The following is a 20,628-nucleotide window of genomic DNA, read 5'->3' as shown; positions in this document are numbered from 1 at the left end:
ATAAAAAATCAATAGAAATAGGGTGAAAAAATGTGTAAAAGAAAAAGGATTAAAACCCATCATATGGAATGTAAAGGGTAGAGGTGACATCTATTCGTTTTCAGGGGAGGAAACGTCATGCGTCAGAGGGACTTACCGTATCGGTTCATCTTTATTTTAGGTTTACTTGTCATGATCGGAATTAACGGATGGTCCGCCATGCTCCATCCGGACGGAATGATTAACGGATGGCAAAGCATTGCCTCCGTTGTCTGGCTTATTGGTTTAGTCGGATCTCTATTCTATATCAAAGAAGATAAAGCGCTTCGACTTATGGTCTGGTATATCCGGATTGGTCTCGTTGCGGCGTTATTCATTTACGGTGTTTCGTTACTTGAAGGCGCGTTTTCTGAGACGATTTGGTTTGATGGGCTTGCGAGTGTTCAGTTCATATTCTATTTCCTGTTCGTCATCCCATTGTTTGGATTAAATGCCTGGACGGATGTTCTGTTTGGTGAGTTTTCTTTATACATGAGTTTTCTGTACGGTATCGCCTTGATCACGCTTCACGTAAAAGTCTGGAATGATGCATCACGGCATTTAGATTATTGATTCAAAAAGGTGACCTTGTGTCGCCTTTTTTTGTTGTGTCGTCAACTTTTTTCTCGACTCGCCCGTCTTAATGATGTATACACAGAACGATATCGAAAAAAGGAGCCGCGGCCTATGACCTCTCGCCAAATGAGAAAACGGGAACAAGCATTCGTCCGTTTTTTAAAGCAATACAAACCGAATCTCTACTGGTTAGCCTACAGTTATATGAAAAATGAACAGGATAGTCTGGATGTCATTCAGGACAGCATCCAAAAAGCGTTACAATCACTCGACCGACTCGAGGATGATGAACGGATGAAAGCCTGGTTCTATCAGATTTTGACACGAACAGCGATCGATGCGATCCGGAAACGTCAGCATAGTATCAGTTACGACTCGGAGCGACTGATTGAACTCGTTGCAACGAAAGAAGATACATATCCGGATGCCGATTTGCGACAAGCACTCGAGGAGTTACCGGTCATGTACCGGGAAGTCGTTATCTTACACTATTTCGAGGACTTGATCTTAAAAGACGTCGCGACGATTTTAGAGCTGAATCTAAGTACGACCAAGTCTCGCCTCTATAAAGGGTTGACCTTACTGAAAATGAAATTGAATGGAGATGATCTAGATGTCAAACAAACTTGATGATCTGAAACAGGCTTACCAACAACCACCGGTCCCAAAGGAACTCGATGAAATGATTGCCCGAGTCGAGCGTCGAACTCGTCCTTCGCGGACGAAGCAATCCGTGTTGATTACAGCGGCCGCCATCACGTTATTCGTCGGTGGATTAAATAGCAATACATCATTTGCGGACGCGATGGCGAAGGTGCCGGTCTTCGGTCAACTGACTGAGATCGTGACGATCGACTGGAAAGAGATGAAGACACAACAGTCGGCTGATATTAAAGCACCCCAAGTGACGTTACCGGACAAGGCGCTCGAGCAACAGCTGAATGAAAAGTATATCGCGGAAGGACAAGCGTTATATGAAAAGTTCAAACAAGAGACGCACGGACAAGAGGGAGTATTTGCGATCGATAGCCGATACGACATCAAGACGGATACGGACGACCTGCTGTCGATTGGTCGAATCGTCACGGAGACACGGGCAAGTGCATCGGAAAGCGTCCAGTACGATACGATTGATAAGAAGCAACAGCTTGTCCTGACGTTACCATCTTTGTTCAAGAATGACAGATATATCACGACGATCAGTGATTATCTAAAGGAAGAAATGCGTCGGCAAATGAAGGCAGATGAAGGGAAAGTCTACTTTGTCGAAGGAACACCAGATGTACCGAAGAGCGAACAGTTCAAGCGCATTTCCGCGAAGCAAAATTTCTATATTACAACAGACCACAAATTAGTCCTGTCGTTTGATGAATACAGCATCGCTCCAGGATATATGGGTATCGTTGAGTTTAAGATCCCGACTTCAATCTTAAAAGACGACCTCGTCAGCTCATCCTATATTCGTTGATTGTCAGATTTTAAAAATCATTGACGTAAAAATGAAAAAATGGAGTCGGCTTATACTCGCGGGTGTTGTTAGTCTCGCTTTGCTTCATGTTCCGGCAGCTAGTGAAGCGGCGACGAAAGCCAAAGCCTTTAAGAACTGTACGGAAATGCAGAAGAACTATAAAGGTGGCGTCGCGAAAAAAGCGGGGCTAAAGAATCGAACGGGTTATGACAAGAATGGAAAACCAATCTACAAAGCAACAAAATATAAGGCATACGTGAGCCTTGCGACGTATAACTTAAACACGAAAAGAGACCGGGATAAAGACGGCATCGCGTGTGAACGTTAAAAAAAATAACCTGACGCTGCGGCGTCAGGTTATTTTTGCTTAGTTGAAGTTTTGCTTTAAGAATGCTGTAACTTCTTCTGGTGTTTTCGCATTTGCACTGTGCAAATGCGCTAGTTTTTCATTGTTTTTAAAGACGAGCAAGCTTGGGATTCCCATGACATCGTGGTTCGATGCGATTTCAGGGAACTCATCCTTGTCGATCGTGTGGATTGGTAAGTGGTCGAACTGGGACTCGACGTCCGGCATGAAATAGTCCATCCGTTTGCAGTCCGGGCACCAGTCTGCTTCGAACTTGATGATGACCGGTGCATCACTTGAAATCAATTCCTTGAATGTTTCTTCACTCTTAATGAATTCTGCCATTGTGAGAACTCCTCCTCTTGGTGTTGTACCTTTAGTCTACCGATTCCCTTCAGAACTTGCACGAATTATGTTCGTCAAAGAGTCTGACAAGTCAAAAAAGTTGGTTAATCTTTAAGGGGATGCTACCGATTTTCTTTAAAAGAGCCACATGACGCAATCGAATTCAATTTGGTATAGGGAAACATTATTGCGTGTTTGTTAATTACCTAGTTCAAAACAAAATGATTTCTCTAGACCCACTCGATTTCCGACTGGTACGATGAGGTTTGCTAATCGCAGAGAAAGTGGGGCGACGAGAATGGAACAACAAAAATACGATAATCTAAAACGCGGCGAACGCGGTGCGATGATCAGTATTGCAGCCTATATCTTGTTATCATCTTTAAAATTAATCATTGGGTATACAGCAGATTCCGCCGCACTCCGGGCGGATGGTTTGAACAACGCGACTGACGTCATCGCGTCGATTGCCGTCTTAATCGGCTTACGGATCTCACAACGTCCGGCAGATGACGATCACAAGTACGGACACTGGAAAAGTGAGACGATTGCCTCGCTCGTAGCTTCCTTCATTATGATGGCAGTCGGTCTCCAAGTCTTGATCGATACGATCTCGACGTTGTTCGAAGGCAAGCAGGAATCGCCTGATGTTCTTGCAGCGTACGTCGGAATTGGTTCAGCTCTCGTGATGTACTTCGTCTATCGTTACAATAAGAAGTTATCCGAGGAGATTGAAAGCAAAGCCGTCATGGCGGCAGCGAAAGATAATCTATCCGATGCGTGGGTCAGTGTCGGGACGACGATCGGAATCGTCGGATCACAGTTCGGCATGCCCTGGCTCGATGTCGTGACAGCGATCATCGTCGGCTTCTTGATCTGTAAGACAGCATGGGATATCTTCACGGAAGCGTCACACGAACTGACAGATGGCTTTGATGAGAAGAAACTGAAGATGTACGAAGATGTCATCTTCGATCTTGAAGGTGTCAAAGACATCAAGTCCATCAAAGGACGTAACTACGGTAACAATGAAGTCGTCGATGTCGTCATCCTCGTCAACTCCACCTTGAACATCCATCAAGCGCACGATATTGCGACACGTGTTGAAGATACGCTGACGGAAGAATACGGAGTTTATGATATCCATGTTCACGTCGAACCCGAATGAATTCAAAAACGTCTTTTCTACGCTGACAGTAGAAAAGACGTTTTTTATGGCAATAACTCGATGTGAAGAGCCAGTGCTCCGTACTGTTGCTCGGCTTCTGGTGAATAGATCGTATACGTAGATGTTACGAATTCATCGATCGACCAACCGACGCAGTCGATGGATTCCTGTCTCATCTATCTCCACTCCTTCTCTACAAAAGCACAACAAAACTATGTGAGTTTTCACATTGTGTTTTCGTTGACAACTGAAAGTAATCGGCGTATTTTAATTCATATAAGTAATTGTTCCTTTTGGAACGATTTGAAATGGGACAAGGAGGCGAAACAAGATGGAGCAAACGGAAACGGTTCGTTCAACGGCGATGATGCAGTCGTTTTGGAATGTACAACGACATCTCGTCCGAGCAGCACACCAGACGGCACAGGAAAACGGACTCAGTTTACCGCAATTTCATAGCTTGATGACGATTGCGCCACGTGGACCGATCTCACAAAAAGAGCTCGCCGCGCATACACATTTACCAAAGAGCACACTGAGTCAGTCGATTGAGGGCCTCGTTCAGTCCGGTTGGGTCATTCGGGAGACGAATCCTGAAAATCGACGAGAAGTCGTCCTATCGCTTAGTGATCAAGGACAACAATTCGTGACGGAGATTCAAGAACAAGAGAAGGGGATGCAACGTCAACTCGAACAGGTCCTTGAGACGATTGATCAAGAGGTGTTCGAGCAGATGCTTGCGACGCATGCTCAGATTGCAGAAGGCATCGGACGTATCTTACAGCCAGATATGAAAGGAGGATGCTCGGATGATTAAGTTACTCAAACGGTTGACGGTCTATAAATGGGCAATTCTTGCCGTGCTCGTCTTGGTTTTCGCACAATCAATGTCTGATCTCTATTTGCCGACACTAATGGCGGACATCATTGACAAAGGGGTCGTCACTGGCGATACCGCCTACATTTGGAAGATTGGTGCCGTCATGCTAGGGATTACCGGTATCGGAGCGTTAGCTGCAGTTGCCGCCAGTTATTATTCATCGAAGGCATCGATGGGGCTCGGACGGGATATCCGTCGCCAAGTCTTTAACCATGTTGAACGATTTTCACTGCAAGAGTTCGACCAAGTCGGAACGGCGTCACTAATTACGCGGACGACGAACGACATCACACAAGTCCAACAAGTCGTCATCATGATGTTACGGATGGTCGTCAGTGCACCAATCATGTTCATCGGTGGATTGATCATGGCCGTCTCAAAAGATGCCAAACTATCGCTCGTCATCGTCGCGGCGATGCCGGTCCTTGTGCTTTCAATCCTATTGATTTTGTGGAAAGGGGTTCCGTTGTTCGGAAAGGTCCAAAAGCGACTCGACCGACTGAACCTTGTCCTACGTGAGAACTTGACCGGAATCCGTGTCATCCGTGCTTTTAACCGGGAACGCGATGAGCAAGTCCGGTTAACGAAAGCGAACGCTGATTTGACAGAAGTCTCGATCAAGGTCAATAAAATCATGGCGTTCTTGATGCCAGTGATGATGCTCGTCATGAACTTGACGGTCGTCGGTGTCATTTGGTTCGGGGGCATCCGGATCGATAATGGTGGCATGCAGATCGGGGACTTGATGGCGTTCATCCAGTACGTCATGCAAATCATGTTCGCTCTCGTCATGGCTTCAGTCATGTTCGTCATGATTCCGCGGGCAGCCGTCTCGGCGAAACGGATCAATGAAGTCCTCGAGATGACACCAACGATGACAGATGAGGGAACACAAACCGCTGACCGTGAAAAAGGAACGCTCGTCTTTGATCGTGTCACGTTCCGTTACCCAGGAGCTGAGACAGCCGTTTTATCCGATATTAGTTTTACGGCACGACCAGGTGAAGTGACGGCTGTGATTGGTGGGACCGGTTCCGGTAAATCAACGCTCGTCAATTTGATTCCCCGTTTTTATGATGTGACGGAAGGAAGCATTCGCGTCAATGGCGTTAATAGCCAGGACGTACCGCAAGAGGAACTGCGGTCGAAAATCGGCTTCGTTCCCCAAAAGGCGTTACTGTTCACAGGTACGATTGCCGAAAACATTCGTTTCGGGAAAGAGGACGCGACAGATGAAGAGGTCGCGCATGCAGCACAAATTGCGCAAGCGACGGACTTCATCGAACGGATGCCGGATGGTTACGATGCGCGGATCGAACAAGGCGGATCGAACGTCTCTGGTGGGCAAAAACAACGGTTGTCGATTGCTCGAGCCCTCGTTCGTCGACCGGATCTATATGTCTTTGATGACAGTTTTTCAGCACTCGACTTCAAGACCGATGCGGCCCTTCGAAAAGCGTTACGGGAAGAAACACGCGAAGCGACGGTCTTGATCGTTGCTCAGCGTGTCAGTACTGTCATCGATGCCGATCAAATCATCGTCCTCGATGAAGGGAAAGTCGCCGGAATCGGAACGCACGACGAGTTGTTTGCGAACAACGCCGTCTATCAGGAAATCGTTAAGTCACAACTATCAGAGGAGGAAATCGCATGAGTGAGAAGAAACGACCTGCCGGCGGTCCTCCGCCTGGTGGTCCCGGTGGCGGAAATATGATGATGCTTGGTGAAAAACCAAAGGATTTCAAAGCAACGTTCCGTCGTTTGCTTCGGTATTTGCGTCCGCGTCGGACGGCACTGATCGGTGTCTTTTTAGCAGCGATCCTCAGTACAGTCTTCATGATTGCCGGTCCGAAAATCATGGGAACGGCGATCACGGAATTGTTTGAAGGGGCGTATGCGAAATTCCAAGGTGTGCCAGGAGCAGAAATTGATTTCACGAAAATCGGACAGATCCTCTTGTGGCTCGCTGGACTGTATATCATCAGTAGTCTGTTCAATTACTTGCAACAGTATTTGATGTCGGGCATCGCTCAAAAAACAGTCTACGATTTACGTGAGGACGTCAACCATAAACTCGAACGCTTGCCATTAAAATACTATGATGGTCGTCCGAACGGGGAGACGCTGAGCCGCGTGACGAACGACATCGATACGATCGGGAGTACGTTACAACAAAGTGTGACATCATTCATCACGTCGATCGTGACGATTGTCGGGATTCTAATCATGATGTTGACGATTAGTCCATTGTTAACACTGATCTCGCTCGTCTCGTTGCCGGTCTCGATTTTTGCGATTCGTCCGATTTTGAAACGATCCCAAAAATACTTTGCCGATCAACAACGAACACTCGGTCAGTTGAACGGACACGTCGAAGAGATGTATACCGGACACTCTGTCGTCAAGGCGTTCGGACATGAACGCAAAGCGGTCGAGCAATTCGATGCCGTTAACGAGGAGTTGTATGAAGCAGGGCGCAAAGCGCAGTTCATCTCCGGGATCATCATGCCGATGATGATGTTCATCGGGAACATCAGTTACGTCCTGATCAGTATCGTCGGTGGGATTCTTGTCACGCAACGGGCGATCTCGATCGGGGATATTCAAGCGTTCATCACCTATACACGTCAGTTCACACAACCAATCACACAAACGGCGAACATCGCGAACATCGTCCAATCGACGGTTGCAGCAGCGGAACGTGTCTTTGAATTGTTGGATGAAGAAGAAGAGATCAAAGAAGTGACGACGCATCGTCTTGCGCAGGCTGAAGGAGCCGTTGCATTCGAACACGTTGATTTCGGTTACGGAAATGATCTCTTGATCGAGGATATGAACATTGATGTCGCACCGGGACAAACCGTCGCGATCGTTGGACCGACGGGTGCCGGTAAGACGACGATGATCAATCTATTGATGCGCTTTTATGAATTAAACGGCGGGACGATTCGGATTGATGGCATCGATACCCGTGAGATGTCACGCGAAGACTTACGGACGACGTTCGGTATGGTCTTACAAGATACGTGGCTCTTCAACGGTACGATCCGAGACAATCTTGCTTACGGTAAAAGTGGAGCAACCGAAGAAGAGATTATCGCGGCAGCGAAGACCGCACATGCTGATCATTTCATCCGGACATTGCCGGACGGTTATGATACGGTTTTAAACGAGGAAGCTTCGAACATCTCGCAAGGTCAGAAACAGTTGTTGACGATTGCTCGGGCAGTTCTTGCCGATCCTCCGATCATGATCCTTGATGAAGCGACCTCTAGTGTCGATACACGGACGGAGGTCTTCATCCAGCAAGCAATGCGACGGTTGATGGAAGGACGGACGAGTTTCGTCATTGCTCACCGTCTGTCGACGATCAAAGATGCTGATTTGATTCTCGTCATGAATCAAGGGCGTGTCATCGAGCAAGGTACTCATGAGGAATTACTCGAGGCAGATGGATTTTATGCGGATCTGTACAACAGCCAATTCTCTGAAAAAGAAGTCGTATGATATAAGGCAGTGTCGTCATGTAGACGATGCTGCTTTTTTTAGAAATGATTATTACAAATGTGTATTTTCACATACCGCAGTTATCCAATTTATTGTAGGAAAAACAAGAAACGCCACATTCTGGTACAGGTAAGGGTTTAACAAATCCTTTAGCTGGGGAAATTAAAGAAGTGTCAGAAACATATAATTTTATTTTAGGTGAAGGAGTGTGAAAAGATGAATAACATTTGGAACGGAACGTCGTTGAACTTGAACGGCATTCTCGGATCACTCGGCAACTTGCTTGGAGCGATCATCGTCTTTTTAATTGGATGGCTCATTGCTAAGCTGATTGCGAATGGGATTCAAAAAGCGTTAGAGAAATCTGGAGTCGTCAACAAGTTATCACCTCAAAAAGAAGGGGCGCCACCAAAGAAGAAAAAGTGGACACCTGAAAAAATTATCGGGACTGTCGTCTTTTGGATTCTCATGGTCTTCGTCCTGATCTTGGTCTTCAATATCCTTAATCTGAACATCATTGCAGGACCACTTGCGGATACGATGAGTACATTGCTCGCGGCAATCCCAAATATCCTGAAAGCAGCCCTCATTCTCCTCTTGGCATATGTCATTGCGGTCGTTCTCCGCATGATCATCGTCAAAGCAGGTACGAAGCTGATGGCGAATGACAAAGTACGTTCGAACAAGATGCTTCAAGGTCAGACAGATCTTTCAGCTTATCCAAAAATCGCAGGGGAGATCGTCTTCTACCTCGTCTTGCTTCTGTTCCTACCAGGTGTACTTGGTGCGTTGAACATTGAGAGTGTCTCACAACCGTTTAGCCAATTGTTATCGTCATTCCTTGGATTCATTCCACGCTTGATTGCTGCGGCAGCCATCTTCTTCGTTGGCTTCCTCGTAGCGAAAATCGTCCGCGATATCGTGACGAATTTCCTTCATGCTGTTGGAACGGATAAATTTGCATCTCGCTTCAATCTTGGGTCAAATGATCAAAAAGATTCGAAATCACTTTCGTCGATTCTTGGAACAGTCGTTTTCATCTTGATTCTGATTCCAATCACGATTTCAGCACTTGATCAATTAAATATTAAAGGAATTACAGGACCAGCGATTAACATGTTGAACGATGTCCTAGGTATGATTCCGAATATCATTATCGGGGTCGTTCTGATTCTTGTCGGTCTTTATGTCGGACGTTTCATCAAAAAATTCGTTACGGATCTCCTGTCACGTCTTGGATTCAATAACCTAACACGTCACTTGAAAATCGGGACGTGGGATGCGAACCAAGCGTCTACATCACCAGCTTCCATCGTTGGTGCACTCGTTGAGATCGTCATCGTCGTTCTCTTCGTCGTCGAAGCCTTCAACTTGATTGGTCTTGATTTCATGGTCGACCTCGGTCGTGCCGTCCTTGCTTTCTTGCCAAGCGTCTTGACAGCGATCATCATTCTCGCAATCGGGATCATCGTCAGCAACCTTGTCAAACGTACGATGGACAGCCTGTTCGGTAACTCTGAACTGAAAGTCCTCTCAATCGTTGCGAAGTATGCGATTCTTGCACTTGCTGTCTTCATGGCACTTGATCAATTGGGTGTTGCGGATACAATCGTCAACTCAGCCTTCATCTTGATCCTTGGAGCACTTGCGCTTGCTTTCGGTCTTGCCTTTGGTCTCGGTGGACGTGATAATGCATCGCGTTACCTCGATCGTCTGCAAAAGAAAGCAGATAACACGGAAGTCGACACATCGAATCTTCCAAGTAAGTCTGCATCGACTTCTTCTTCACCAAGCTTGAAAGATGCAGCAAAAGGTGCTGCGTCACAAGCAGCGGATGATGTCACACCAGATCGTGCACCACGTTCAGCGCGTTCATCTTCAACAGATGAAACGACACATGGTACACCAAAAGGTGCGTTGCCAGAAAATGATTTAGCACAACAAGATGATTATCCGATTGACCCAAATGATCATAAAGGGCCAAACCTCGATCATCCTAACAATCGTCCAAACCTCGATCACCCTAATGATCGTCCGTAATGAGAGTACGCCCTTTCCTCTAACTTTAGGGGAAAGGGTGTTTTCGCGTTGATGCATCAAAGCGTTGTCGTATTTTCACAAAAGTGGTTTGACCGCTTTGTGAAAAAATACAGAAAAAAAGACTTATCGAACCTGACATCATTTGTTATGATTAGAAAGTCAATTACCTAAATGATTTGAATATTCAGAAAAAAGAGAAAAGTTCGGAGGATGAAACATGAGTTTGCTTCGCAAGAAAGATGTCAGTGTAATGATGGATATGAAACAACATTCCAAACTGGCACGTCATTTATCAGGGTTTGACCTTATTTTACTTGGAATCGGTGCCATCATCGGAACCGGAATTTTCGTTCTAACAGGAACGGGTGCTCTTTATGCTGGACCAGCTTTACCGATCTCATTCATTATTTCTGCAGTCGTTTGTGCACTCGCAGCCCTTTGTTATGCTGAATTCTCATCGATGATTCCTGTTTCAGGTAGTGTATATACGTATACATACGCAACGGTCGGGGAACTTGTCGCCTGGATCATCGGGTGGTGTTTGATCTTAGAATATGGACTCGCTTCAAGTGCCGTTGCAACTGGCTGGTCAGGATATTTCCAGTCGCTCTTAGCAGGTTTCGGCGTCCATTTACCGACGGCTTTAACAGCTGCGCCAGGAGCTGTACCGGGAAGCGAGACATTCTTTAACTTACCGGCATTCTTGATTTTAATGGTCATCACGCTCTTGCTTTCGCTTGGCATTAAAGAAACAAAACGCGTCAACAATGTCATGGTACTCGTCAAAGTTGCCGTCGTTGTTCTTTTCATCGTCGTCGGGATTTGGTATGTCGAACCAGGCAACTATAAACCATTTGCTCCGTTTGGTATGAGTGGGATCTTACAAGCTTCGGCGATTGCCTTCTTTGCGTACCTTGGGTTCGATGCGGTTACATCAGCGGCAGAAGAAGTCAAAAACCCAGGACGTAACTTACCAATCGGAATCTTGGGATCGCTTGCGATCGTTACCGTTCTATACGTCGTCGTTTCGGCTATCATGGTCGGAATCGTTCCATTCAAACAGTTCGAGGGTGTCGATAGTCCCGTATCGCTTGCGTTAAAAGTCGCAGGTCAAGACTGGGTTGCTGGATTCGTTGACTTGGGTGCCATCGTTGGTATGACGACGGTCATCCTCGTCATGACATTTGGTCTTATTCGTCTCTTGTTCGCGATGAGCCGTGACGGACTCTTGCCGAAAGTCTTCTCGGATGTTAATGAAAAATCCCATACACCGGTCAAAGCGACATGGATCCTCGGAACAATCGCCGGTTTGATTGCCGGATTCGTGCCACTCGGTACACTTGCTGAATTGATCAACATCGGAACACTGGCAGCCTTCTCGCTCATCTCGATCGCGGTCATCGTCCTACGCCGGACGCGTCCCGATTTGAAGCGCGCCTTTAAGGTTCCGTTCGTACCAGTCTTACCGATTCTATCAGTCCTCGCTTGTATCATGTTGATGGTCAACTTACAGAAATTCACATGGATTGCCTTCTTCGTTTGGACAGCAATCGGACTGCTTGTTTACTTTGGTTACGGACGTAGCCGTTCTAAAATTCAATAAGTAGGGCACCCTTGGCGACAAGGGTGTTTTTGTCTGCAGGAAACCGCAAGAAAGATAGCGAAACTGCTCAGTGGAAAAGGAGGTTTTTCGATGATTCATATTCAACGCGCGCCTGACTTAAAAACAGCATATCAAACGATGCAGGATGGATTTCAAGATTATCTGATTCCGCTGCACTTATCAGAAGCAGAGTTTCAGAAGCGAATTCTCGAGCGAGACGGAAACCAGTTGGAACATTCGTTTATTGCCTACCATGGAGAAAAACCGGTTGGTCTTTGGCTGAACGGTTGGAAGGAAATCGATGGTCAACGCATCATGCGATGTGGAGGGCTGGGCATTTCACCGCAGTATCGACGACTTGGCATTGCAAAAGCCTTGTACCAAGCGCAACTGAGCCACGCTAAGGAAATCGGAATGGATGAACTGATGCTTGAAGTCATTCAAGGGAACGATCCGGCGATTCGATTGTATCAATCGCTTCACTACAAGATTGTTGGAGAAATTGGATATTTTCATTTAACCGATGAACATCAAAAATCCGCTTTGCCAGCGATCGAAGAAACAGAGTTCTTAAAACAGTATCGTGGACAAGGAGAATACATCTGGCAACAAGATCCTCATGTCATGCAACGCTTGCAGGCGAATTATTATCAACTCGAGGAAAGTGTCGTCGCTGTAGCGGAGGCTGCTTTATTGTCGGTCGTCGGTCCAGCAGAACATAAAGCAAGGCATGCGACAGAAGTCGTCCGCCATTTACCGGGAACGACCTATCATTATCAATCGACAGATGTACAAGTGTGGGAAGCATTACGTTCTGAAGGATGGATACAACGGGATTTGAAGCAATACATCATGCGTCAGTCACTAAAATAAGAAGGGAATGATTTTAACTACAAAAACCCTTAAATTTTTTATGTATGCTACTTTAAGATACAAAAAATATAAGGGTTTTATTTACTTAGGTAAGTGTCACTTTACAAAGTAATTCGTCTTAGAGCTATAGGCGTTCCATTCTTGAACTCCTTTTTTATATGTTTTGCTATTAAAACTTGAGGATAAGAATGAGTGTTCTTTGCCTTTTACCCATTTTCCTTTAGATAATTTTTTATCTTGGAACAAAAAGCCGACTTCGTCTCCAGCATTCGAGTAGATTGGAACTTGTAACAAGTCACTTTTCATCTTAGGTCGCATACCGTAAGACATGACTGTTCCTGGATGACGAATTAATTTTCCATTCTGAATCGAGAATGTAGTTAAACTCATATAAGAAGGTGTTTCTCGGAAAGAAAGTGAAAAGACGGTCGGATGACCGGATACATTTTTTAATTTCCCACTCGTGCGAAAATCGTGAGTAGCAATCACATACGGAAAATCCTTCGAGAATGTATAGCGGTAAGCTGTCGACGTGTTATTTACGTACAGAGAAAACTTCCCAGTGCATAACGAATCCTTTCCTTTTACCCACCAAAAGTCGTCTACTGTCGCTTTTCGGCAAGATGCTGCTTTAGATTGAACAGATACAGTATACTTTTTGTTTTTTGCATCGACAATCGTATACGTCTGTTTGACAGATTTAGGAGCAGCAGCTTCTGTCGATGAGATTAATGAAAGACTGAGGAGTATGGACATTCCAGCAATTACAAGTGGTTTCATCTGAAAGCTCCTTTCTAAAAATGAATTTATTCCATTTTATAACAAATGAAAAAACGCCGCTATACTTTAACGGCGTTTTTTGTAGTCTTCAATCATTCGAGCGTGAGAACCGACCAAGTGATCGGGTAAGTCGTCTAGCGAAACGAACTGAAGCTTGATGCTTTCGTCACTTTGCTTTAACGTTCCGATCGGATGTTCACCGATATAGGCGAGAGTGACGCTTTGAAAGACGTCTCCGTTCGCTAAAATCGTCACGTATTGCGGACCGGAGTAGACATCGAGTAACGTCAATCGTTCGACTTCCAGTCCAGTCTCTTCGAGGAGTTCCCGACGAGCGGTCTCTTCCGGTGATTCCGCCCATTCCATTAATCCACCTGGCAAACCGAAGCGAGCTTGTGCTTCGTTCCGTTGTTCCAGCAAAATGTGTTCATGTTGCACGACGAGGACAACGGAACCGACGAGAATGACCGGATCGTGACCGATTTTTCGACGTAACTGTTCGACATAATTCATTTCAGTGCTCCTTGGTGAAACGGACAACCCGTCACAGGCGCTGTCTGTGTTGATTTTGGAAAGAAGTTCGGTCGTTTGATTTCTGGGTCGTAATCTTTATGGAACAGATGCGTCGTTGCACCACTCATCGGTGGCACGAGCCAGGACCATTCCCCGGTGACATCGCGACCGCATGCCGATTCATTTTTTTCGAAACGAGCGAACTGTTTGGCAGCGGTATGGTGATCGACGATCGTAACACCAGCGCGTTCAAAAGATTCGAGTACGGCGACGTTCAGTTCGACGAGCGCTCGGTCTTTCCAGAGTGAACGTTCACGCGAGGTGTTCAGACCGAGTTGCGTCGCGACGAGTGGCAATAGATCGTAACGATCCGTATCGGCGAGATTACGAGCGCCGATTTCTGTTCCCATATACCAACCGTTGAACGGGGCACACGGATAAACAATACCGCCAATTTCAAGCTGCATATCAGCAATCATCGGTACGGCATACCAGCGGACTTCGCGACCATCAAACAGGTCATAGTCAGGATGTGTGATGCTGACTTCGAGCACGAGCTCGTCTGGAATCGGATGCAGACTACGTTGTCCATCGAGTTCAATCAAGAGAGGAAGGATGTCAAACGGTGTCTTTGCCCCTCTCCAGCCAAGTGCTTCACATTGTCGTGTCAGTTGGACAGAAGCCGGATCGCCGATGATTCCTGTTGCAGTCTCATAACCAGCGTAGCGAATCAGTTGGTGATTATGCAGCCGCACACGTGTCGGATGAAAAATCGTGATCGTCGAACGAATTCGTCCTTCATTCGTCGCGAACCGGATATGCTCAAATAACGCGTCGCGGACCGCTTCGACGGTCAACGCATCCCGCGCGTCAAAGACATGAAGTTGCTCCCAAAAGAGGCGTCCCACACATCGGTTACTGTTGCGCCAAGCGAGCTTAGCACCGAATGCGAGCTCGGAAGCCGTCTGTTCATATGTTCCTGTCGTTTGAATCGAACGGATGACTTCTTGCTGACGTCCGGACATTTCGGGGTATTGCTCTATATAAGAAGTAAAGAAGCGTTCTGCTTCGGATTGAATGAATGGGTCCACGAATCGAAATCCTTTCTGAAAAACAAGCACGATACAATCTCTGTTCCTAGTGTACCCCGCGAAGAAACGAAGCGCCAAACTTGAATGATGTATAAGGTTGTTATAAGTTCAAAAGACTCCAAAAATTTTAAAGGAGTTATGAAATGGAGGATAGTGTAGAGAATGAGTTGAAAGTGAGGAAATTTGTATGTCTTTAATCAAACCTGTATTTGCCCGTTTTTTTGGTGAAGCCTTTTTTGATAAATCGGCTCAGCTTGCCTATTATCTGATGTTGTCCTTATTCCCATTCTTATTATTTGTGGTTGGGATCGTCTCGTTCTTACCGTTTACGTCGGAAAACGTGCTGGATTTGATTCGACCATTTGCTCCAGCAGAAACGTACGACTTGATTCAGCGGAACGTCGTCGGAATCTTTGATCAAGGCGGCTTTAAGCTTGCCTCGATCAGTTTCATTGCCGCTTTTTGGCTTGCTTCGATGTCGGTCCAGTCACTTGTCCGCTCGCTAAATGATGCGCTCGAAGTGACACGGAAAGCACCGTTTTGGCGCGGGCTGTTGCAAGACTTCGCCTTTACAATCGGGATGATGATCATCTTACCGATTTCATTGATTGTTCCGATTTCAGAGAAACTAACACGACGTTTCATCAATCATTTTTCAATCGTTGCTGATTTCGTAACGAACTATTCATGGATTTGGTTCTTATTCCGCTGGGGACTCGGAACATTGTTCTTACTTGTCTTTTTCATCTTATTGTATCGGATCCTACCGAGTGTCCATTTGACGGTTCGTCAGGTACTTCCCGGGGCGATCTTCGCAACGATTGCTTGGCAAGTCGTTTCGGAATTCTTCTCTTACTACGCTGAATTTGGGAGTTACGACCGTCTTTACGGTCAGCTTGCCGGAATCATCGTCTTGATGACATGGTTCTATTTATCTGCTGTTGTTTTGATGTTAGGGGGACTGATGAATGCGGAACGCATGCGTCAGAAAAAAGAAGCAAAAATCATGAAGCCGCAAAAAATCAAAGAAGAAAGCGTGCGTTAATCATTTTGAACACACAAAAGCAGCTGACGATGTGTCAGCTGCTTTTTATTAAAAACATATATCTTAGTAGGATCATAGGAAGAGATAAATGAATGTGCTTCATTTAAGCACATGCTACGACAAGCCAGCATCAGCGCGTTACAGTTAAATAAAATAACATCCAATAAACGTCACGTAACGTAAGCTAAATAAAGGAGGCGAAGGGAGATGAAGAAACGAATGTGGACAGTTTTATCCGTCATTGGTCTCATCGTCGTCATGGTCGGGGGATACTTCGTGTTCCAGCAACAGCAGGCAAAATCAAGTGGTAGTAAGAAATTGAGTTATCAACCGGAAGAGACGGCAATCTTAGCTGGAGGATGCTTCTGGTGTATGGAGCCACCGTTTGAGGAGTTAAAAGGAGTTAAATCGGTCATTTCCGGTTACACGGGCGGTGATGTTAAAAATCCGACATACAATCAAGTATCGGTGGAGACGACAGGGCATCGGGAAGCGGTGTTAATCACGTTTGACCCAAACGTCATCTCATATAAACAATTACTCGATGTCTACTGGCGTCAGATTGACCCGACGGATGCAAACGGTCAGTTCGTTGACCAAGGGGAATCGTACACGACAGCGATTTTCTACACGAATGAAACACAAAAAGAAATTGCAACGCAATCGAAACAGGGTTTAGAGAAACAACAGGTTTTTGATGAAAAAATCGTCACACCGCTGATTGCAGCAGGTCCTTTTTACGAAGCGGAGGCATACCATCAGGATTATTATTTAACGAATGAGAAAAAATATAAGTTTTATCGGGCAGCTTCTGGACGCGATGACTTTATCAATCGCTACTGGAACGATCAACCAAAACTTAACCTTCCAACGTATCCAAAATTATCAGACGCAGAAATTAAAAAGAAATTAACCGCCATCCAGTATAAAGTGACACAAGAAGACGGGACGGAGCCGGCGTTTGATAATCCGTATCATGACTTAAAGGCAGACGGGATCTACGTCGATTTGATTTCTGGCGAACCACTGTTTTCATCAAATGATAAATATGATTCGAAGACAGGATGGCCAAGTTTTACAAAACCACTTGAGCCGGGGAATATCATTGAGAAAAGGGATTTTTCAATCGGCATGAAACGGATGGAAGTTCGGAGCCGACATGGGAATGCCCATCTTGGACATGTCTTCTCGGATGGTCCGAAACCGACCGGACTTCGATATTGTATGAACTCGGCTGCTTTACGTTTCATTCCGAAAGAGGAATTGAAACAAGAAGGATACAGCGAATATGTAGCAGATTTTAAATAATCATTAAAGGCATTCAATGCGTGTGAGCATTGAGTGCCTTTCCTTTCAAAATTGTAAGATACATCCATAAAATAAATATCCATTTTATCCATATCCTGTTTATAATCAAGGTAAAGTACGTCCATTTTGAAGGAGGAACATCTGTGAAGAAACTGATGATTTGGGTCATGCTGAGCTGTCTGATTTTGACGCTTGGAGTAGGACCTACGACAGCAAAGGCGGAGACTGCCCTTGCTAAAGCAACGCTTTTGAAAGCAGGTCAAGAGACGACGCTTGAAACAGGAACGGAAGAAAAAAATACATATTGGTACCGCGTCAATCATGAAGCGGGTGTAGAAAAAACTGCCTCTCACTTCGAGTTATCAATCGATACGGATCAACCTGTTCAAGTAACAGCTTATCCGAGCGAAGCGATGGCTGCAGAAGACGATACGTTTGATCGTTACCGGACAGAAGCAGAGCCAAATGAAAAAACACCGACAAAACTAGCTGTTCCATACGCATGGGATGGACCGTATTATGTCAAAGTAGAATATTACCCGAACATCGAAGAAGGGAAGACGACAAAAGCAGCGCACGCTAAACTAACGTATAACAACGTCAAATTGCCGGTTGAGTATGAACCGATCAATGATATCAGCTGTATGGCAGAAGAATCGCTCAAACAAACAAAAGAAGAAAAACCGATGCTTGCGCTCATGCACTCGATTCAAAAACAAGTATTGAGCCAATCAGATGCTGGACGCGCTTTGACATCGCTTTACTACAAAGCATCGCCTTATGTCGTCAAAACACTTTTATTTAACAAAGATAAGCGTCAACAAGCATACGAAGATTTAAAAACATTGAAACCAGCGATGGAAGCACTCGTGCGTGGAACGTCATACACGTTGACGAAAGCTGATCAACAAGCTGTCGATCGTCTTTACAAATTATCACGTGAAGCGTCACCTACTGTGATCGCTGAAGAGATTGATGGATATGCAAATAAAATGGATATCTCGAAATTAAGTGGTAGTTCGTTAAGCGAAACATTCCAGTCAATGGGTATGAGTATCCAATCAAAAGAAGCAACACGTTACATCGTCAAACTAAAACCAGGTAAGATGAACCGTTCGATGAAGATTGCGGGCGTTCAGGCAAATGATGTAGAACGTTTATCCCTTGGCAATGCGGGAGACTTCGTCATCGTAACGGAAGATCCAACTGTTAAAGGTCAATCAGCGGCAGCATTAAAACAATCACTCAACCGTTCGTCAGCGGTCGAGTACGTTGAAAAGATTCAGACGTACCGGGCGACGAAGGATATCAACTTTGATTATCAATGGGCCGTCAACAAAAAGACTGTCTTCGAGCAATTCGATAACGTTGGAATCGGTTTTGAAGCGTTCCAACAACGTTTCGGAACGAAAAAATTAGCGCCTGTGAAGATTGCGGTCATCGATACAGGTGTTGATTATCGTTTGAAGGACTTACAAGGCAAAGTTGATATCGCAAATGAAAAGAACTATGTTTCTGTTAATGGAGACGGGGACGCAATTGATGACAACGGTCACGGAACACACGTGGCAGGCGTCATCGCAGCAACGATGAACAATGATTACGGTATCCAGGGAATCCATCAATCGGCACAAATCCTGCCGGTTAAAGTCTTGAATGCGAACGGTGAAGGGGAAACAGACGCCATCGCACTCGGGATTAAATATGCAGTTGATCACGGCGCAAAAGTCATCAATATGAGTCTTGGTGGCGGTGAGAGCCGGACGATGGCTTATATGATGAAATATGCAGCAGATCATGGTGTTACGGTCGTAGCTGCTTCAGGAAATGACTACGACATGATGGTCGGTTACCCAGCGAACTCGGAATACGCGATTTCTGTCGGAGCGACGAACCCTCTCGGAATGGTCGCGGATTATTCAAACTATGGTGTTGGACTTGATGTCGTAGCGCCAGGATCAAAAGTGGCTAGTTTGATTCCAGACGGTAACACGGTGTACATGGATGGAACAAGTATGGCTTCGCCACATGTTGCCGCAGTAGCGGGTATCTTGAAATCACTAAATTCGAAACTGACACCAGCGCAAATCGAACAAATCTTGCGCAAGAGTGCAGAACCGCTTGCGTTTGAAAATCTGAATGACTGGTATGAATTTGAAGATGAGGACGAAGATGGTGAGAAAATCGAGCCTGAGTTCCCAGCTTACGTCAGTCCAGTCGCTGGCTACGGGAAAGTCAGTATTCCACGTGCGATCTCCCAGTTGAACTTGAACGGGAACGTCAATGATGTCTACGATAACCAACTAGTTGTTTCTGGAACAGTTAAGACAGGGACGAAAGTTGAAGTGTGGGCAGCTGTCGTAACAAAAGATAAGAATGGCAAAGAAACAACAACGAATAAAAAGTTAGCTGCAACAACAGCACAAGCAGGAAAATACAGCGTCAAGATTCCGCGTCAAAACCAAAAAACAGTTCTGACTGTTCGCTATGCAAATGGATTAGACGTCACATCGGAACGGACAGAAGTCCTTCCTGGAAAAGCACCAAAAGCACCAAAAGTGAATGCGATTCTTGCCGGTGCGACAAAAATGACAGGTACAGCTCTCGCGGGTGGTACGATTACAGTCAAAGATGCGAAACAAAAGAAAATCGCCACAGCGAAAGTCGATGCAAAAGGTAAGTTCAGCGCGAAGTTACCAAAGCAAGTGGGTGGTTCAAGCTTGATCGTTACGGTAACGGATATTGCAAAACGAACAAGTAAACCGACGATCGTAAAAGTCTTACCAGCACCAAAGGCACCAAAAGTGAAATCGGTCTATGCCGGTCAAACGAAAGTAACCGGAACAGCTGAAAAGAAATTGAGCGTCTACGTAAAAGATGCGAAGAAAAAAGTCATCGGAAAAGGAACGGTTTCTTCTAAAGGAAACTATTCCGTCAAAATTCCGAAGCAAAAAGCAAAAGTGAAACTGTCGGTTTACGTTAAGAATACGCGCGGACAACTCAGTCCCGTAACGTCTGTGACAGTGAAGAAAGCGAAAAAGTAAGAGGGTAGAAAGACCTTTTTTCG

The 20,628-nt window shown here is 45.5% G+C and carries 19 protein-coding genes; 14 read left to right on the top strand and 5 right to left on the bottom strand.

Annotated elements, in window-relative coordinates; genetic code table 11:
• Nucleotides 1–117 precede the first annotated feature (117 nt).
• The 4 genes from Q9R23_RS13520 to Q9R23_RS13505 all read left to right on the top strand — a co-directional run bounded on the left by Q9R23_RS13520 (nt 118) and on the right by Q9R23_RS13505 (nt 2,390).
• A complete protein-coding gene (locus Q9R23_RS13520) occupies nt 118–591 on the top strand; it encodes a hypothetical protein (protein WP_311247281.1) in 474 nt (157 codons plus the stop codon).
• A gap of 114 nt (nt 592–705) precedes the next feature.
• Entirely contained in the window at nt 706–1,224 is a 519-nt protein-coding gene (locus tag Q9R23_RS13515; protein ID WP_311247280.1) for an RNA polymerase sigma factor SigV, read from the top strand.
• On the top strand, nt 1,208–2,062 hold the full coding sequence (gene rsiV / locus Q9R23_RS13510; protein ID WP_311247279.1) for an anti-sigma-V factor RsiV: 855 nt from the start codon (nt 1,208–1,210) through the stop codon (nt 2,060–2,062). The genes Q9R23_RS13515 and rsiV overlap by 17 nt, the downstream gene beginning before the upstream one ends.
• Nucleotides 2,063–2,093: 31 nt before the next feature.
• Nucleotides 2,094–2,390, top strand: a complete 297-nt coding sequence (locus Q9R23_RS13505; RefSeq protein WP_311247278.1) for an excalibur calcium-binding domain-containing protein — start codon at nt 2,094–2,096, stop codon at nt 2,388–2,390.
• Between the two features lie 39 nt (nt 2,391–2,429).
• On the opposite strand, the gene Q9R23_RS13500 is transcribed toward Q9R23_RS13505, so the two are convergent.
• A complete protein-coding gene (locus Q9R23_RS13500) occupies nt 2,430–2,753 on the bottom strand; it encodes a thioredoxin family protein (protein ID WP_023466923.1) in 324 nt (107 codons plus the stop codon).
• A gap of 298 nt (nt 2,754–3,051) precedes the next feature.
• Here Q9R23_RS13500 and Q9R23_RS13495 point away from each other — a divergent pair, with 298 nt between their 5' ends.
• Entirely contained in the window at nt 3,052–3,921 is an 870-nt protein-coding gene (locus tag Q9R23_RS13495; protein WP_311247277.1) for a cation diffusion facilitator family transporter, read from the top strand.
• A 44-nt stretch (nt 3,922–3,965) separates the two neighbouring features.
• On the opposite strand, the gene Q9R23_RS13490 is transcribed toward Q9R23_RS13495, so the two are convergent.
• Nucleotides 3,966–4,097, bottom strand: coding sequence for a hypothetical protein (locus Q9R23_RS13490; RefSeq protein ID WP_311247276.1), 132 nt, complete (start codon nt 4,095–4,097; stop codon nt 3,966–3,968).
• A gap of 155 nt (nt 4,098–4,252) precedes the next feature.
• Here Q9R23_RS13490 and Q9R23_RS13485 point away from each other — a divergent pair, with 155 nt between their 5' ends.
• The 6 genes from Q9R23_RS13485 (at nt 4,253) to Q9R23_RS13460 (ending at nt 12,824) form a co-directional block, all read left to right on the top strand.
• Nucleotides 4,253–4,738: a MarR family winged helix-turn-helix transcriptional regulator gene (locus Q9R23_RS13485; protein WP_311247275.1), complete on the top strand. Its 486-nt coding sequence runs from the start codon at nt 4,253–4,255 to the stop codon at nt 4,736–4,738.
• The gene (locus tag Q9R23_RS13480) at nt 4,731–6,455 is read left to right on the top strand and encodes an ABC transporter ATP-binding protein (protein WP_311247274.1); all 1,725 of its coding nucleotides are present in this window, start codon (nt 4,731–4,733) and stop codon (nt 6,453–6,455) included. Before Q9R23_RS13485 ends, Q9R23_RS13480 begins: the two co-directional genes overlap by 8 nt.
• Nucleotides 6,452–8,308 (top strand): ABC transporter ATP-binding protein, encoded by a 1,857-nt coding sequence (locus Q9R23_RS13475; protein ID WP_214856125.1) that lies wholly within the window; start codon nt 6,452–6,454, stop codon nt 8,306–8,308. Before Q9R23_RS13480 ends, Q9R23_RS13475 begins: the two co-directional genes overlap by 4 nt.
• Nucleotides 8,309–8,524: 216 nt before the next feature.
• The gene (locus tag Q9R23_RS13470) at nt 8,525–10,348 is read left to right on the top strand and encodes a mechanosensitive ion channel (protein WP_311247273.1); all 1,824 of its coding nucleotides are present in this window, start codon (nt 8,525–8,527) and stop codon (nt 10,346–10,348) included.
• Between the two features lie 217 nt (nt 10,349–10,565).
• Nucleotides 10,566–11,951 (top strand): branched-chain amino acid transporter BcaP, encoded by a 1,386-nt coding sequence (gene bcaP, locus Q9R23_RS13465; protein ID WP_290755860.1) that lies wholly within the window; start codon nt 10,566–10,568, stop codon nt 11,949–11,951.
• A 90-nt stretch (nt 11,952–12,041) separates the two neighbouring features.
• Nucleotides 12,042–12,824 (top strand): GNAT family N-acetyltransferase, encoded by a 783-nt coding sequence (locus Q9R23_RS13460; RefSeq protein ID WP_290755858.1) that lies wholly within the window; start codon nt 12,042–12,044, stop codon nt 12,822–12,824.
• A gap of 96 nt (nt 12,825–12,920) precedes the next feature.
• On the opposite strand, the gene Q9R23_RS13455 is transcribed toward Q9R23_RS13460, so the two are convergent.
• From Q9R23_RS13455 to Q9R23_RS13445, 3 genes are all read right to left on the bottom strand, one after another.
• Nucleotides 12,921–13,604: a hypothetical protein gene (locus Q9R23_RS13455; protein ID WP_290755856.1), complete on the bottom strand. Its 684-nt coding sequence runs from the start codon at nt 13,602–13,604 to the stop codon at nt 12,921–12,923.
• A gap of 66 nt (nt 13,605–13,670) precedes the next feature.
• On the bottom strand, nt 13,671–14,117 hold the full coding sequence (locus Q9R23_RS13450) for an NUDIX hydrolase (RefSeq protein WP_290755854.1): 447 nt from the start codon (nt 14,115–14,117) through the stop codon (nt 13,671–13,673).
• Nucleotides 14,114–15,208, bottom strand: coding sequence for a nitric oxide synthase oxygenase (locus Q9R23_RS13445; RefSeq protein ID WP_396136377.1), 1,095 nt, complete (start codon nt 15,206–15,208; stop codon nt 14,114–14,116). Before Q9R23_RS13445 ends, Q9R23_RS13450 begins: the two co-directional genes overlap by 4 nt.
• Nucleotides 15,209–15,395: 187 nt before the next feature.
• Here Q9R23_RS13445 and Q9R23_RS13440 point away from each other — a divergent pair, with 187 nt between their 5' ends.
• The 3 genes from Q9R23_RS13440 (at nt 15,396) to Q9R23_RS13430 (ending at nt 20,605) form a co-directional block, all read left to right on the top strand.
• Nucleotides 15,396–16,253, top strand: coding sequence for a YihY/virulence factor BrkB family protein (locus Q9R23_RS13440; RefSeq protein WP_035411153.1), 858 nt, complete (start codon nt 15,396–15,398; stop codon nt 16,251–16,253).
• 207 nt (nt 16,254–16,460) lie between these two features.
• Nucleotides 16,461–17,561, top strand: coding sequence for a peptide-methionine (R)-S-oxide reductase MsrB (gene msrB, locus Q9R23_RS13435; RefSeq protein WP_290755852.1), 1,101 nt, complete (start codon nt 16,461–16,463; stop codon nt 17,559–17,561).
• A gap of 143 nt (nt 17,562–17,704) precedes the next feature.
• Nucleotides 17,705–20,605, top strand: coding sequence for a S8 family peptidase (locus tag Q9R23_RS13430; protein ID WP_290755849.1), 2,901 nt, complete (start codon nt 17,705–17,707; stop codon nt 20,603–20,605).
• Nucleotides 20,606–20,628: the final 23 nt, after the last annotated feature.

It is taken from the genome of Exiguobacterium sp. BRG2 (assembly GCF_031844245.1).
In the GTDB taxonomy this organism is placed as follows: domain Bacteria; phylum Bacillota; class Bacilli; order Exiguobacteriales; family Exiguobacteriaceae; genus Exiguobacterium_A.
This window is presented reverse-complemented; position numbering and strand designations above follow the sequence as displayed.

Bases quoted from the DNA above. Each gene is read 5' to 3' on its own strand.
- Q9R23_RS13520 (WP_311247281.1), top strand. From the start codon at position 118: ATGCGTCAGAGGGACTTACCGTATCGGTTCATCTTTATTTTAGGTTTA.
- Q9R23_RS13515 (WP_311247280.1), top strand. From the start codon at position 706: ATGACCTCTCGCCAAATGAGAAAACGGGAACAAGCATTCGTCCGTTTT.
- rsiV (WP_311247279.1), top strand. From the start codon at position 1,208: ATGTCAAACAAACTTGATGATCTGAAACAGGCTTACCAACAACCACCG.
- Q9R23_RS13505 (WP_311247278.1), top strand. From the start codon at position 2,094: ATGAAAAAATGGAGTCGGCTTATACTCGCGGGTGTTGTTAGTCTCGCT.
- Q9R23_RS13500 (WP_023466923.1), bottom strand. From the start codon at position 2,753: ATGGCAGAATTCATTAAGAGTGAAGAAACATTCAAGGAATTGATTTCA.
- Q9R23_RS13495 (WP_311247277.1), top strand. From the start codon at position 3,052: ATGGAACAACAAAAATACGATAATCTAAAACGCGGCGAACGCGGTGCG.
- Q9R23_RS13490 (WP_311247276.1), bottom strand. From the start codon at position 4,097: ATGAGACAGGAATCCATCGACTGCGTCGGTTGGTCGATCGATGAATTC.
- Q9R23_RS13485 (WP_311247275.1), top strand. From the start codon at position 4,253: ATGGAGCAAACGGAAACGGTTCGTTCAACGGCGATGATGCAGTCGTTT.
- Q9R23_RS13480 (WP_311247274.1), top strand. From the start codon at position 4,731: ATGATTAAGTTACTCAAACGGTTGACGGTCTATAAATGGGCAATTCTT.
- Q9R23_RS13475 (WP_214856125.1), top strand. From the start codon at position 6,452: ATGAGTGAGAAGAAACGACCTGCCGGCGGTCCTCCGCCTGGTGGTCCC.
- Q9R23_RS13470 (WP_311247273.1), top strand. From the start codon at position 8,525: ATGAATAACATTTGGAACGGAACGTCGTTGAACTTGAACGGCATTCTC.
- bcaP (WP_290755860.1), top strand. From the start codon at position 10,566: ATGAGTTTGCTTCGCAAGAAAGATGTCAGTGTAATGATGGATATGAAA.
- Q9R23_RS13460 (WP_290755858.1), top strand. From the start codon at position 12,042: ATGATTCATATTCAACGCGCGCCTGACTTAAAAACAGCATATCAAACG.
- Q9R23_RS13455 (WP_290755856.1), bottom strand. From the start codon at position 13,604: ATGAAACCACTTGTAATTGCTGGAATGTCCATACTCCTCAGTCTTTCA.
- Q9R23_RS13450 (WP_290755854.1), bottom strand. From the start codon at position 14,117: ATGAATTATGTCGAACAGTTACGTCGAAAAATCGGTCACGATCCGGTC.
- Q9R23_RS13440 (WP_035411153.1), top strand. From the start codon at position 15,396: ATGTCTTTAATCAAACCTGTATTTGCCCGTTTTTTTGGTGAAGCCTTT.
- msrB (WP_290755852.1), top strand. From the start codon at position 16,461: ATGAAGAAACGAATGTGGACAGTTTTATCCGTCATTGGTCTCATCGTC.